At 72.5% G+C, this 12893-nt stretch carries 13 protein-coding genes and 1 riboswitch; of the genes, 4 read left to right on the forward strand and 9 right to left on the reverse strand.

Translation table 11 applies throughout. The features are described 5' to 3' along the window. Nucleotides 1-4 precede the first annotated feature (4 nt). Nucleotides 5-409 carry a GntR family transcriptional regulator gene (locus AB5J87_RS03905; protein ID WP_369373937.1) on the forward strand — a complete coding sequence of 135 codons (405 nt, stop codon included), beginning with the start codon at nt 5-7 and terminating at the stop codon, nt 407-409. Between the two features lie 48 nt (nt 410-457). Here AB5J87_RS03905 and AB5J87_RS03910 read toward each other — a convergent pair whose 3' ends face one another. Together AB5J87_RS03910 and AB5J87_RS03915 are read right to left on the reverse strand one after the other, a co-directional pair. Next, nucleotides 458-1945: a DEAD/DEAH box helicase gene (locus AB5J87_RS03910; RefSeq protein WP_369373939.1), complete on the reverse strand. Its 1488-nt coding sequence runs from the start codon at nt 1943-1945 to the stop codon at nt 458-460. 235 nt (nt 1946-2180) lie between these two features. Next, nucleotides 2181-2384 (reverse strand): cold-shock protein, encoded by a 204-nt coding sequence (locus tag AB5J87_RS03915; protein WP_079664111.1) that lies wholly within the window; start codon nt 2382-2384, stop codon nt 2181-2183. A 373-nt stretch (nt 2385-2757) separates the two neighbouring features. Between AB5J87_RS03915 and AB5J87_RS03920 the strand changes: the two genes are divergently transcribed. Continuing rightward, nucleotides 2758-3471, forward strand: coding sequence for a beta-glucanase (locus AB5J87_RS03920; protein ID WP_369373942.1), 714 nt, complete (start codon nt 2758-2760; stop codon nt 3469-3471). 21 nt (nt 3472-3492) lie between these two features. Here the strand turns inward: AB5J87_RS03920 and AB5J87_RS03925 are convergent, their stop codons facing one another. The 7 genes from AB5J87_RS03925 to AB5J87_RS03955 form a co-directional block, all read right to left on the reverse strand. Beyond that, nucleotides 3493-4227, reverse strand: a complete 735-nt coding sequence (locus AB5J87_RS03925) for a DUF2993 domain-containing protein (RefSeq protein ID WP_369373944.1) — start codon at nt 4225-4227, stop codon at nt 3493-3495. Further along, the gene (locus tag AB5J87_RS03930) at nt 4221-4820 is read right to left on the reverse strand and encodes a TetR/AcrR family transcriptional regulator (protein WP_369373946.1); all 600 of its coding nucleotides are present in this window, start codon (nt 4818-4820) and stop codon (nt 4221-4223) included. The genes AB5J87_RS03925 and AB5J87_RS03930 overlap by 7 nt, the downstream gene beginning before the upstream one ends. A gap of 114 nt (nt 4821-4934) precedes the next feature. Continuing rightward, nucleotides 4935-5744: a transglycosylase SLT domain-containing protein gene (locus tag AB5J87_RS03935; RefSeq protein WP_369373948.1), complete on the reverse strand. Its 810-nt coding sequence runs from the start codon at nt 5742-5744 to the stop codon at nt 4935-4937. Between the two features lie 4 nt (nt 5745-5748). After that, nucleotides 5749-5934, reverse strand: a riboswitch (cyclic di-AMP (ydaO/yuaA leader). A gap of 365 nt (nt 5935-6299) precedes the next feature. Then, nucleotides 6300-7211 (reverse strand): oxidoreductase, encoded by a 912-nt coding sequence (locus AB5J87_RS03940; RefSeq protein WP_369373950.1) that lies wholly within the window; start codon nt 7209-7211, stop codon nt 6300-6302. A gap of 416 nt (nt 7212-7627) precedes the next feature. Beyond that, complete coding sequence (locus tag AB5J87_RS03945) at nt 7628-8392, reverse strand: carbohydrate-binding protein (protein ID WP_369383346.1); 765 nt, start codon at nt 8390-8392, stop codon at nt 7628-7630. Between the two features lie 153 nt (nt 8393-8545). Beyond that, nucleotides 8546-9496: an AraC family transcriptional regulator gene (locus tag AB5J87_RS03950; protein WP_369373952.1), complete on the reverse strand. Its 951-nt coding sequence runs from the start codon at nt 9494-9496 to the stop codon at nt 8546-8548. A 172-nt stretch (nt 9497-9668) separates the two neighbouring features. Then, nucleotides 9669-10547, reverse strand: a complete 879-nt coding sequence (locus AB5J87_RS03955) for a methyltransferase domain-containing protein (protein ID WP_369373954.1) — start codon at nt 10545-10547, stop codon at nt 9669-9671. Nucleotides 10548-10845: 298 nt separating this feature from the next. On the opposite strand from AB5J87_RS03955, the gene AB5J87_RS03960 reads away from it, so the two are divergent. After that, nucleotides 10846-12516 (forward strand): sodium:solute symporter family protein, encoded by a 1671-nt coding sequence (locus AB5J87_RS03960; RefSeq protein ID WP_369373956.1) that lies wholly within the window; start codon nt 10846-10848, stop codon nt 12514-12516. A gap of 15 nt (nt 12517-12531) precedes the next feature. Further along, on the forward strand, nt 12532-12828 hold the full coding sequence (locus AB5J87_RS03965; RefSeq protein WP_369373958.1) for a hypothetical protein: 297 nt from the start codon (nt 12532-12534) through the stop codon (nt 12826-12828). The last annotated feature ends 65 nt before the right edge of the window (nt 12829-12893 follow it).

Consider the following 12893-nt stretch of genomic DNA (forward strand, 5'->3'; position numbering starts at 1 on the left):
CGCCGTGGTCGTGTTCCGCATAGACCGCCGTGGCGGTCTGCCCGCCTACCTCCAGATCGTCCAGCAGGTGGAGCAGGCGCTGCAGATGGGCGCTCTGGCCGAGGGCGACCGGCTGCCTACCGCCGCCCAGGTCGCCGCCACCACCAAGGTCAACCCCAACACCACCCTCAAGGCGTACCGGGAGCTGGAGCGCGCCGGTCTGGTGGAAGTGCGCCAGGGCGCGGGCACGTTCATCACCCGCTCGCTGGCCACCCCGCAGACCGCGCCGGAGTCTCCGCTGCGGGGGCGGCTCGGTGAGTGGATGCGCGAGGCCCGTGCGGCCGGGCTGACCGAGCACGACGTGTCGACGCTGTTCACGGCGCTGCTGGCGGAGACGTTCCAGCCGTCCGAACCGACACCAGCGCCCTGAGCACCGCCGCCCGAGCCCGCCCGGTCAACCGCCGGGCGGGCTCGCGCGCTACGCGGAGCGCCGCACCCGGGCCGCCTTGCGGGCCTCGGCGAGGCGGGCGGCCTCGGTGGTGCGGCGGGATCCACCGGAGCGGCCGGGCCGGCCCGGCGTGGTGCCGATGCCCCGGAAGGGCGCGTTGCCGCTCTTGGGGCGCTCGGCCGCCGGGGCGCCGCCGACCGGGACGCCCGACGGGGTGCGGGCACCGGTGATCCGGCTCAGCGCCGCCTCCCCGGAGCGCACCTGGGTGATCTGCGGCCGGATGCCCGCGTCCGCCATCAGCCGGCTCACGTCGCGGCGCTGACCGGGGGTGACCAGGGTGACGACGCTGCCGGACTCCCCGGCGCGCGCGGTACGGCCGCCCCGGTGCAGATAGTCCTTGTGGTCGCTGGGCGGGTCGACGTTGACCACCAGGTCGAGGTCGTCGATGTGGATGCCCCGGGCCGCCACGTTGGTCGCCACCAACGTGGTGACGTGGCCTTCCTTGAACTGGGCGAGCGTGCGGGTGCGCTGCGGCTGCGACTTCCCGCCGTGCAGCGCGGCGGCCCGCACCCCGCTGCCCATCAGGTGCTTGGTGAACTGGTCCACCGCGTGCTTGGTGTCCAGGAACATGATCACCCGGCCCTCGCGGGCGGCGATCTCGGTGGCGGTGGCGTACTTGTCGGCGCCGTGCACCTGGAGCAGGTGGTGTTCCATGGTGGTGACCGCGGCGGCCGACGGGTCGACCGAGTGCACGACCGGGTCGTGCAGATAGCGCCGCACCAAAAGGTCCACGTTGCGGTCCAGGGTGGCCGAGAACAGCATCCGCTGCCCGTCCGGGCGCACCAGGTCGAGCAGCTCGGTGACCTGCGGCATGAAGCCCATGTCGGCCATCTGGTCGGCCTCGTCCAGGACCGTGACGGCCACCTGGTCGAGCTTGCAGTCGCGCCGCTCCACCAGGTCCTTCAGCCGGCCCGGCGTGGCCACGACGACCTCGGCGCCGGAGCGCAGCGCCTTGGCCTGTCGGCCGATCGACATGCCGCCGACGACGCTGGCGACGCGCAGCCGCAGCGACCGGGCGTACGGGGTGAGCGCGTCGGTGACCTGCTGGGCCAGCTCCCGGGTGGGGACGAGGACCAGGGCCAGCGGCTGCTTGGAGTCGGCGCGCTTGCCGGCGGTACGGGCGAGCAGGGCGAGGCCGAAGGCGAGGGTCTTGCCGGAGCCGGTGCGCCCGCGCCCCAGGACGTCGCGGCCCGCGAGCGAGTTCGGCAGGGTGGCCGCCTGGATGGGGAACGGCTGCTCCATGCCGAGGCCGGTGAGCGTGGTGAGGAGCTCGGCGGGCATGTCCAGGTCGGCGAACGCCTCGACGGGCGGCAGGGCCGGGGTGACGGTGGCGGGCAGGGCGAATTCGCCCTTCTGGGCGGCGGGACGGCGGGGGCGCGTGCCCCGGTCGTGCCCGGCGGAGCCGCCGCCCTTGCGGGCGCCGAACGAGCCGCCGTTCGTGCGGGCTGACCGGTTCATGGAGAACCTTCCTCGATATGGCACGCATCGAGGAATTCGCGGCAGGATTCGCTGCCCTGGAATCGCAAGAACGAGCCGGAAGTAAAAACGAAAATAAATTCGGTGGGCGGTGGGGCAACCATTCGGTGCCGGGCCGCGGAATTCCTTCGCACGCGGCGGCCCACAGACAGCAACGAGCTGGGGCCCGTACACAAGGTGCGGGCCCCAGCTGCGTCAAACCTGTGCCTCAGTGGCTTCAGGCGGGGGTGATGTTCTCCGCCTGCGGGCCCTTCTGGCCCTGCGTGACGTCGAAGTTCACCTTCTGGCCCTCCTGGAGCTCACGGAAGCCCTGGGCGGCGATGTTGGAGTAGTGGGCGAAGACGTCCGGGCCGCCGCCGTCCTGCTCGATGAAGCCGAAGCCCTTTTCCGAGTTGAACCACTTCACGGTGCCAGTAGCCATGTCATATCTCCTTCGGGGCAGTGCCCTGGGGCCCGCACTGTGCGAACCCCGGCGTCGCCGTGATGATTGCCCCGTCCGGAACGATGTCCGGAAATACAAAAATGCCCGGCGGGGTTAGCCCACCAAGGCACTTGAAGTCTTTGGGAACCACAACTGCAACTGGGATCAACAGTAGCACGGCAGGCGCGCCCCGTACAGCAAATGTCGACCCTTTCCGGGACCCGCCCCCGCTCGCCGTCCACATTGTGAATATTCCCGCGCCATGGCAACAGATATTTGCTTACGTAAAGCATACTGCCGGGTAACGCGAGGTGGCGTCCGCGTGCGGTGCGGCTTCCCCGGGGCGCCGCCGCGCCTGTGCCAGAGTGTGGCCGTGCTTCCCGAGGCTCCGCCGCTCCCCGTCCTCACGGCCGACTTCGGCTCCCCCGCGCAGTGGGTCGCCGGCCGCTCCTGGGCCTACCCCGACGGCGGCCCCGTCAACCCGGACGACGACAAGCTGGACCATCTCGTCGCCGACCCCGCCTACAGCCGCGACGGCGTCTTCCGCGCCCGGCGCCGCCCCGACGGGCTGTGGGACACCGGCCTGCTGACCACCGAGGGCAGCGACGAGGACATCATGGTGCGCGCGGGCGACGTCCTGGAGGCGCGGGTACGGCTGCCCGGGGTGCTCGGTGCCTGGCCCGCCATCTGGACCTGGCGGGACGGCGGCCAGGAGATCGACGTGTTCGAGTACCACCCGGACAACCCCGATCTCCTGGAGCTGAGCAACCACGTCAGGGACGCCCACCTCTACCACCGCGACCCGGCCGTGGCCCCCGGGGCCTTCGTCGATCTGCGGGTGGAGTTCGGCGCGCGCTCCGTCTCCTGGTGGGTGAACGGCGCCCTCGTCTTCGCCGACCGCCGGGGCGTGGGCCGCCGCTGGCACGCCCATCTGATCGTGAACCTCTCGGTCAGCGCGGGCCGTTACCACCCGCCGCCCCCGCCGGAGGCGACCGAGATGTCGTTCGAGGTGCCCGCGCTGCGGGTGTGGTCGCCGCGCCACCGCCTCTGGCGGCGCGTCATCTCCGTACCGCCGCCCAGGCGGTGAGTCCCGCACGGGGGTGGCCGCTCAGGCGCGGCCGTCCGTGCGGAAGGTGACGTCCCGGCCCGCGAAGGTGGCCGTGAGGCCCTTCTCGTCGGTGGTGACCGAGGTCAGGGCCAGCCCCGCCGGGATGCCGTCCAGCCTCAACTCCCGCTCCAGCGCGCCCGTGACGAGGGACCGCAGCCCCTTCGGCAGATCGCCGGCGACCCGTACGTCGCGCAGGGCGATGGCGCGGTCGCCCGCGACGGTCACCCGGGCGCTGGCGGTGGCCCGGCCGAGCAGCGGCAGGGTGGTGGTGGCCGCCACGCGGGGCGCGGCCTTCGTGCTGTCGGCGCTGTAGGCGACGTCGAAGCCGAGCGCGCCGCTGAGGTCGCGGTAGGAGAGGAAGGCGGTGGCCCGCGCGGAGTCCGCGTGCGCCTCGGTGGCGTCGGCGGAGCGGCGCAGCCGGTCGAGCTCGACGTTCAGCGTGGTGACGGGCAGCCGGCCGCCGTCACGGCCCGCGGGTATGTCGGCGGCCTCGATGTCGACGCGGTCGAGGGTGCCCCCGGCCAGCTGTGTCAGTACGGGGAAGCCGTGCACCCGCACGTGCGGCGCGGAGGCGAGGCGCTGCGCCCGCTGGAACGCGTCGGCCGTACGGTGCTCGGTCCAGGCCGCCGCGGCCCGGTCGCCCCCGACGGTCACCGCGGCCAGCAGGGCCAGGATCACGGGGTACTTGCGCCGGCCGCGCAACGCCCGGCGGGCCGCGGTGCGCGGGCTCAGCACGCCGCGCCCCCGTCCCGTACGGCCGTCCGGGTGGCGGCGGTGCCGCACGCGGCCCGGAAGGCGTCGAGCAGCGGGGCGCGCAGCAGGTCGTCCGGAACGTCCTGGCGGGCGGCGACGGTGCTCAGCAGACCGGTCACGGCGAGCTGGGCCCGGATCGTGCCCGCGAGGTCGGCCGGGTCGGCGAAGGCGGCCAGCGTCTCGGTGCGGTGGTCCCCCAGGTCGCCCAGGCCCGCCACCCCGGCGAGCGCGCCGGGCAGCACCGGCAGCCCGGCGTTGAAGAGCAGGGCGAGCCGGGAGCGGTGGCGCAGGGCCAGCTCGACCAGGTCGGCCGAGGCGCGCCGCTGCCGCTCGGGCCCGGGCGCCAGCGCGGCCCAGGTGGCGCGCAGGGCGGCGAACTCGGTGAGCGGCCCGGTCAGCGTCGCCGCGAGCAGCCGCTCCTTGGACGGGAACCGGTGGAGCAGACCGGTCTTGGAGTATCCGACGCGGTCCGCGATCTCCTGCACGGACGTGCCGAGATAGCCCCGCGCGGTGAAGAGCGCGGCGGCGGCCTCGACGATCTCGGCGTCGAGTTCGGCGCGGGTGGGGCGTGGCATGGCGGGCCTCCCTGGTCCCGGTCACGCTAACAGACCACATGGTCCGTCATGGACCATGTGGTCTGTCCCGGCGTCCGGCAGCGGGTGCCGCCGCGGCCCGGTGGGCGCCGTTGCTCAGTAGGCGCCGTTCACGTTGTCGATCGAGCCGTAGGTGCTCGCCGCGTAGTTGCAGGCGGCGGTGATGTTGGCGACCGGGTCGTAGCTGTCCAGCGAGGTGCCGGGCACGTGGAACGCCTGGAAGGTGGGGTCGATGACCTGGAGGAGGCCCTTGGAGGGCGTGCCCGCCACCGCGTTGGAGTCCCAGTTGTTGACGGCCAGCGGGTTGCCCGAGGACTCGCGCATGATGTTGCGGTAGATGCCCTCGTACGAGCCGGGGATGCCGTGCTGGGCCATGACGTCCAGCGACTCGCGGATCCAGCCGTCGAGGTCGTTGCTGTAGCGGGTGGTCTTCGCCACGGCGGCCGTCGTCTGCTGGGGCGGGGTGCCGGTGCGCGCCGAACGGTCGGCGCGGGCCGCGGTGGCGGTCCGGGCCTCGCCGCCCCGCGCCTTCGCCGCCTTGCCCACCGACAGTTTCAGACCGGGGTGGATCAGGGTCGGGTCGGCGCCGATGGCCTGCCGGTTGTCCTGGTAGAGCTGCTTCCAGCCGCCGCTCACCCGCAGATCGTCGGCGATCTTGGCAAGGGAGTCACCGGCGACCACGGAGTACGACGTCGGGGCGGCCTTGGCCGGGGCGAGCGGCAGCGTGGCCGCGACGGTGTGCGCCGCTGTCGTGCCGGCGGCGACCGCGTGCGCGGCCGGTGCCGCACCGGCCGTGGTGGCGCCCATCACCGGAATGATGAGCGCGGCGCCGCCGGTGCCCGCGGCGGCGATGCCCCGGGTGAGGGAGCCGGACTTGGGACGGCGGTGCTTACCCTTTGCAGGCATGGCGCATTCCTCTCGTGCGCCTGCGGGGTGAGCTGTCGGGTTCGGGCGAGAGCTGCCCGGCCGCGGTGGGCGCGACTTCACCCCGAGCCGTTCCGGGATCCGGATCCGGCGGCCTACCTGGGTCCCCCGCTCCTGCCTTTTCCTGTGTGGGAGGTATCCGGGCAGCGGCAGGATTCGGCGGTCCGTCCGGATTTGAAGGTGACCGTAAGCGAATTCCGCCGGACGAAACAAGGCCGTCAATTCACCTTGGTTCCCCGAAGAAAGATCCACCGGAAGAACGGCATTCCGGACGTCAGTACGGTGCGCCCCCAACTCGCCGTCCAGGGAACGGAAATGAGGGCGTACGCTTGCCGCGCACGCCCTCACCCACGTGACCCAATTCACTTGCGGGCCGCGAAATACAATTGCCCCGACGCCGAGCAAATGAAAGGTTATTTCGCCTTACTGTCACCAACGGGCACATTGGCGTAATAGCAGAGCAAGAGCCCTGCTCCGGACCATTTCGGACAAGAGGGTGCGATCGGGTCGGGGCGGGCCGGCCGTGGGGCCCGGCCGTCAGCGAACCGCGTCGAGCAGCGCCATCTCGTCGGCGGTCAGCCGCAGGGCGCCCGCCGCCACGTTCTCGGCGAGGTGGTCCGGGTTGCCGGTGCCGGGGATCGCCAGGACGTGCCCGCCCTGCCCGAGCGTCCAGGCCAGCCGGACCTGGGCGGGCGTCGCCCCGTGCGCGCGGGCGACGGCGAGGACGGCGTCGTCGTCGCCCGCGCCGTCCGGTGCCGCGCCGCCCTCGCGGCCCTCACCGGCGATGGCGAAGAACGGGACGAACGCGATGCCCTGCTCGCCGCAGATCCGCAGCAGGTCCCCGGACCGGTCGGGACGACTGGCCAGCCCGTACCGGTTCTGCACGCACACCACCGGCGCGATGGCCTGGGCCTCGGCCAGGTGCTCGGGCCCGATGTTGGAGAGGCCGAGGTGGCGGATCAGGCCCGCCTCGCGCAGCTCGGCGAGCGCGCCGAAGTGGTCGGAGAGGGGCCCTGGGCCGTTGAGCCGCAGATTGACCACGTCGAGGTGGTCGCGGCCGAGCTGGCGCAGGTTCTCCTCGACCTGGCCGCGCAGCTGCCCGGGAGTGGCCCAGGGCAGCCAGGCGCCACTCGCGTCGCGCCCCGGGCCGACCTTGGTGACGATGGTCAGCTCGTCCGGGTAGGGGGCCAGGGCCCGGTTGATCAGCTCGTTCGCGGACCGCAGGCGCGAGAAGTAGAAGGCGGCGGTGTCGATGTGGTCGACGCCGAGCTCGACCGCGCGCCGCAGCACCCGGATCGACTGCTCGCGGTCGCGCGAGCTGCCGAGGTCGAAGGCGGCGCTGCCGGTCAGGCGCATCGCGCCGAATCCCAGGCGGTTGACGGTCCGGTCCCCGAGCGTCCAGGTACCGGCCGCCGCCGCGTCGACCGTCTGTGTCGTCTTCGTCGTCATGAGCGCAGTGTGCCATTGGCCCTGCGGGACATCCGCCGGGCGCGGGACGGCCGGAACAGTGCCGCCGCGGCCGAGTTCATTTCGTCCGCGGTCCGTGAATACGGCGCGGCAAGGGAATTGATGGTGCGCGGCTCTGAAGAATATGGCGGCGCGGCGGAGTGCGGCGAATCGCGGTCGCGGGCGGACCGCTTTTCCCGATGCCCGGTCAATTCGACGACGTACGCGGGCATCGCGCCGGACACCGTTCCCCGCCCGGCAATCGAGGCCGCTGAACGGCTGGGGCACCGGTCGACCTGGCGCCGGGAATTCGCCGGGCGCCGGCACACCGACGCCGCTGCCGGCCCCGGACGGTCGACAGCGGCGACGGCACGCCCCGGCCTGACGGTGATTCACCCCTCACCGCGGGCCGGGACGGGTCAGGCGGAGCGCCACAGCGCGGGTACGTTCGGCGGCTCCCAGCCGGGCTGGGCGGTGTGGGCCTGGAGGCAGACGTAGGAACGGCCGCCGTAGTCGACGCGGTCGCCCGCGCGGTAGGAGGTGCCGACCGCCCAGGTGGTGCCGGGCGGCGCGGTGGTGGGCGGCGCGGTGGTGGGCGAGGAGGTCGGCGTCGGGGTCTGGGGCACGTCGAGCACGAAGTCGAAGGCCGCCTCCTTGGCGCCGCCCGCGTCCCGTACGGTCATCAGCAGCCGGGCGTCGAAGAGCGAGTCGGTGTTGTTGCGCGGCTCGCCGGGGAAGTACAGCTGGGTGGTGAGCACCCCGCGGCCCGGGGCCTGCGCCTTCACGTGGATGTGCCGGGTGCGCCCGGGGTAGAGGCCGGGCACGATCGTGGTGAGGGTGAACGCGCCGCGCGCGTCGGTGAACTGGTGGCCCCGGAACTTGAAGCCGGTGTTGTCGTACGCGCCGTTGTCGTCCGCCTGCCAGAAGTCCAGGAGCACCCCCGAGATGGGCAGACAGGCCCGGCCGAAGACGTATCCGGTGACGGTGAGCCGGGTGCCCTGGGTGCCCGGCTCCAGGAGCGAGGAGCGCAGCGGCGAGTTGGGTTTGAAGTAGGGGCCCTCGATCTGCGCCGGGGTGGGGTCGTCGCCGTCGTCGCAGGGCGGGGTGAGTGCGGGGGCGCTGCCGCTGCCCGCGACGCCGCGCGCCAGCGCCGGCACCGCGACCAGGGAGACGGGCACCGCCATCCCGGCGGCCAGCGCGGCCTTCAGCACGGTCTTGCGGCTGGGGTGCCGCTGCCCGTCGACGCCCGCGGGCGCGGTGTCCTCGTGCCGGGGCGCTTCGGTCTCGCCGTCCATGGCTGCTCCTCGGGGGGTGGAGTGTGGGGGACGGCTACGACGCTAGGCGGGCGGGGTGGGCGGGGCGATGGACACGATGCGGTGGTCGTGGTGAAAATCTCCGCCACCGCGCCGGAAGTCGCCGGGGCTGGTACCGGTCTCCCTGCGGAAGAAGCGGCAGAAGTAGGCGGGGTCGCCGAAGCCGACCCGGGCGGCCACCTGTCGGACCGTCAGTTCCGTGTGCAGGAGCAGCCGTTTGGCCTCGTGGGTGCGGGCCTGGCGGATGAGTTCGCCGGGGGTGCGGCCGGTGGCCTCCTTCACCGCCTCGTTCAGATAGCCCACGGACACCCCGATCCGGTCGGCGCACGCCCGGACCGACGGGGGCAGTTCCTCCGTACGGGCGACCAGCGCCGTGAACGCGCCCGCCACGCCGCCCGCCCGCGCCACCTCCTCGCCGCCCCGGGGGCCGGGCAGGCGGGCGGTGCGCACCACCAGGACGTGCAGCAGCGCCCGCAGCACCCCGTGGAAGCCCTCGGCGCCCGTCCGGTACTCCTCGTACATCTCGGCCACCAGCGACGACGTCCAGGCGTGCGCGTCCTCGTCCAGCGCCAGCCAGGGCCGGGGGCCGAGGCCGCGCAGCAGCGCGCGGTCGTCGGGGTGGTCGAGCAGGAAGTCGTCGGTGAAGAGGATGACCCAGCCATCCGGCCCGTCCGCGCAATCCCACTGGTGGACCTGGCCGGGGGCGATCACCCCGAGGTGCGGCGGGCGCAGCGCGAACCGGGCGAAGTCGAGGACGTGGGCGCCGGTGCCCCCGGTGACGTGCACGATCTCGTAGAAGGTGTGCCGGTGCGGGAAGGCGGCGCGGGACATGGCGCCGATGGTGTCGAAGGTGCCCATGGCGAACGGCAGCGCGTTCGGCATCGGTACTTCGAGGCGGTGCAGGGGCGGTGAACCGCCCACGCAGTCGCATCCGTTTCCCCCGGCACTTCCCGGCAACACCGTCGCCCCACGCATCGGCCCGCTCCTGGCTGTGATGCCGCGGCACGGCTCGACCGCCCACGGCGACAATGTGGTCCAGACCAGTCGGTCAGCCCCTCACGATGCCATGCGTCCCGCGCGGACGGAACACCCCCTTCCCCTCCCTGGGCGCGGCAGTGCCCTCGACTCCGCGGGTACGGCGGCGCTTTCAGTCCCCCACCCGCACCCGCTGCCCGTCCCCGTCCACGCTCACCCTCAGCGTCTCCCAGTCGGCCGCCTCGGCCTCCGGGGGCCAGCCGAGGGAGCCGTAGGGGCGGGGGGCGCGCTGGCCGCGCAGGCGCATGAACTCCACCGGGGCCACCGCCCGGCCCGTGGCCGCGCCCCGGCCGTCGCCGGTCAGCCGGACGAGGAGGTCATGGCCGTACGGGGTGTCCAGGGGGGCCACGAGGGTGCCGCCGGGGGCGAGTTGGGCGAGCCAGGCGGGCGGGACGCGGCGCACGGAGGCCGTCGCGACGATGCGGTCGTAGGGGGCGCCGGGCGCGTGGCCCGGCTCGCCGTCGCCCCGCACCACCCGCACCGCGCGGCCGAGCGCGCGCAGACGGCCTTCCGCGCGGGTCGCGAGGCGGGGGTCTATCTCCACGGTGACGACTCGGGCCGCGCCGACCCGGTGGGCGAGCAGTGCCGTGGTGTAGCCGGTGCCGGTCCCTATCTCCAGCACCTTGTCGCCGGGCTCGGGCGCGAGGTGGCGCAGCAGCTCGACCACCACGCCCGGGGAGGAGATGCTGGAGGTGAAGCGGCCCGTGGCGGGCCCGGTGGGGGCGACGGCCCCGTCGTCGATCTGGGTGATGAGGGCCGCGCCCGGCAGATACACCGCCTTGAGCCAGGCCCTGGGCCGTTCGGCCCGGTCGAGCAGTGCGTACCGCCCGTCGCGGCCGGGGGCGGGCCACCACACCCGGTCGGGTACGAAGTGCTCGCGCGGCACGGCCAGGAACGCCTCGTGGAGCCAGGCGGAGCGCAGGAATCCGCGCGGCGACCGGTCCAGCTCCCGTGCGCAGCGGGCCCGCAGGCCCTCTCCGGTCAGGGCCACCGCCAGTCCCGGCGCTAGCCGTCGTCTTCGGTGTCGTCCGGCTCGGGCACCGGATTGCCCGGATCTCCGGGACTGGAGTGGGGCCCGCCCACCTGTCCGTCCCCGGTCTGACGATCGTCCCCGCCGGCCACGTTCCCTCCCACCAAGAGTCGGGCGCCCTGTCCTCTCCACGATAAGGGCTCGGCCCCCACCATCTCCCACCAGATTCAAACAAAAAATTTCAACAGAAGTGTTCAGTTTCTGACCAGCGAGGCGTAGGTTCCGGTGCGGATCAGTTCGCGCGACGAAGCGAGTACGTATGCACACCTTGGCCGAGGGCCTGCGGCTTCCCACCAATGGGCTCGACTACACCATCCTGGCGATCTACTTCGCCGTGGTCCTGGGCATCGGCTTCGCCGCCCGCGCCAGCGTGCGGACCAGCCTCGACTTCTTCCTCTCCGGGCGCTCGCTGCCCGCCTGGGTCACCGGCCTGGCCTTCGTCGCCGCCAATCTGGGCGCCACCGAGATCCTCGGCATGGCCGCCACCGGCGCCCAGTACGGCGTGGCGGTCGTCCACTGGTACTGGATCGGCGCCATCCCCGCCATGGTCTTCCTCGGCCTGGTGATGATGCCGTTCTACTACCGCTCGAAGGTGCGCTCGGTACCGGAGTTCCTGCTTCAGCGATTCGACAAATCCGCACATCTGCTGAGTTCGGCTCTGTTCGCCTTCGCGGCGATACTCATCGCGGGCGTCAACCTCTACGCCCTGTCGATCGTCGTCGAGGCGCTCCTCGGCTGGCCGCAGTGGGTGGCGATCGTCGTCGCCGGGCTCTTCGTCCTCGCGTACATCACCGTCGGCGGGCTCTCCTCGGCGATCTACAACGAAGTGCTCCAGTTCTTCGTGATCCTCGCCGCCCTCATCCCCCTCGTCGTCCTCGGCCTCAAGCGGGTCGGCGGCTGGGGCGCGCTCAGCGACGACCTGGAGGCGGCGCACGGCCACGACTACCTCACCGCCTGGGGCGGCACCGGCATCGGACAGGCCAATCCGCTCGGCGCCAACTGGCTGACGATCATCCTCGGGCTCGGCTTCGTCCTCTCCTTCGGCTACTGGACCACCAACTTCGCCGAGGTCCAGCGCGCGCTCTCCGCCAAGAACCTCAGCGCGGCCCGGCGCACCCCGCTGATCGCCGCCTTCCCCAAGATCTCCATCGTCTTCCTGGTGATGATCCCGGGCCTGGTGGCCGCCGCCCTGGTCCCCCGCATCGGCACCCCGGGCTCCGATCTCACGTACAACGACGCCATCCCGTACCTGATGCAGGAGCTGCTGCCCAACGGTGTGCTCGGCATCGCCGTGACCGGGCTGCTCGCCGCCTTCATGGCGGGGATGGCCGCCAACGTGTCGTCCTTCAACACCGTGTTCACCTACGACATCTGGTCGAAGTACGTGCGCAAGGACCGGCCGGACGCCTACTACCTGCGCTTCGGCCGGCTGATCACCGCGATCGGCGTCCTGGCCTCGATCGGCACCGCGTTCATCGCGTCCAGCTTCTCCAACATCATGGGCTACCTCCAGACGCTGTTCTCCTTCTTCAACGTGCCGATGTTCGTGGTCTTCGTGATCGGCATGTTCTGGAAGCGCGCCTCGGTGAAGTCCGGCGTGTGGGGGCTGCTCGCGGGCACCACGGCCGCGATGGTCAACTACTTCTGGATCTACAAGCAGGGCGTCGTCTCCATCCCCACCGACCAGGGCGCCAACTTCGTCTCCGCGATCGTCGGCTTCGCCGCCGGAGCGCTCGTCATGGTCGTCGTCACCCTCTTCACCGCCCCCAAGCCGGAGGCGGAGCTCGCGGGCCTGGTGTACGGGACGACCGCGCCCGGCATCGAGGAGCCGCCCGCCGAGGGCGACGGCGCCTGGTACCGCAGGCCCGCCCTCCTCGGCTGGGGAGCGGTCGTCCTCGCCGCGCTCTGCTACCTGCCCTACTCGCTCTGACCGGAGGCCCGGAACATGTCCGAACTGCAACGCGAAGTCTCCGAGCTGGAGAAGAAGTCCGCCACGGCCGCCCGGCTCTTCGACATCCGCCGGATCATCGGCGGCCTGTTCACCCTGTACGGAGTGATCGTCACCATCGCCGGGCTGACCGCCTCGGACGCCGATCTGGACAAGGCGCAGGGCGTCAACATCAACCTCTGGACGGGGCTCGCCATGCTCGCCCTCGGCCTGTTCTTCCTGGTCTGGCTGTGGCTGCGGCCCCTGAACCCGCCCGCCGCCGGGGACGGCGCCACCGGATCGGAGGGCGCCTAGGCACACCGGGAGGACGCCCGCCGGGAACCGGGGCCGACCGGTTCTCGCGGCGGCCTCCGGTAAAC

The organism is Streptomyces sp. cg36 (assembly GCF_041080675.1).
In the GTDB taxonomy this organism is placed as follows: Bacteria; Actinomycetota; Actinomycetes; order Streptomycetales; family Streptomycetaceae; genus Streptomyces.